The organism is Oleiphilus sp. HI0066 (assembly GCF_001635725.1).
This window is the reverse complement of the sequence record NZ_LWFH01000008.1, coordinates 1-717: the sequence shown is the minus strand read 5'-3', so window position 1 is coordinate 717 and position 717 is coordinate 1. Positions and strand designations below refer to the sequence as shown.

Annotated in this window: 1 protein-coding gene; it reads right to left on the bottom strand. The window is 48.8% G+C overall.

Annotated elements, in window-relative coordinates; translation table 11 throughout:
• On the bottom strand, positions 1-717 hold a 717-nt coding region (locus tag A3738_RS00595; RefSeq protein ID WP_197473478.1), incomplete at both ends, for a methyl-accepting chemotaxis protein.

Genomic DNA, 717 nt, shown 5'->3' with positions numbered 1-717 from the left:
TTGAGCAAGGTGGCCAACGGATTCTGCCGTTGCACTCGTACCCGCTGTTGTTTGCGATGTAATCTCTTGGATTACATTCATCGTGTTTGATACATGGCCTGCAGACATCGACTGTTGTCGCGATGCATTGGAGATGTTTTGAATCAAGTCAGCTAGGTTCATCGATACGCTCTCGATCTCTTCTAGCGCAACACCCGCGTCTTGAGCCAAGCGAGCCCCACGTACTACTTCGGCAGTTGTTTGTTCCATTGAGATAACTGCTTCGTTCGTATCCGTTTGGGTTGTTTTAACAAGTGCCTCAATCTGTTTCGTCGCTGCCGATGAACGTTCTGCTAGGCGCTGAACCTCGTCCGCAACAACCGCGAAGCCTCGACCTGCGTCACCCGCCATCGATGCCTGAATTGCGGCGTTCAAAGAAAGAATGTTTGTTTGGTCGGCAATGTCGTTGATCAAGGATACGATATCGCCGATTTCTTGCGAAGATTCACCCAGTCGTTTGATGCGCTTAGATGTTTCTTGTATCTGCTCACGAATTGTATCCATACCGTTAATGGTATTGTTTACAACGTCAGAGCCTTTTTTCGCGATCGTTACAGATCGCTCCGCAACCGCGGCTGATTCTGCTGCATTTGAAGATACCTGATCAATCGACACAGCCATCTCATTGATCGCCGCAGACGCACCAGCAATTTCTTGTGCTTGGTTTTCTGAAGAGTC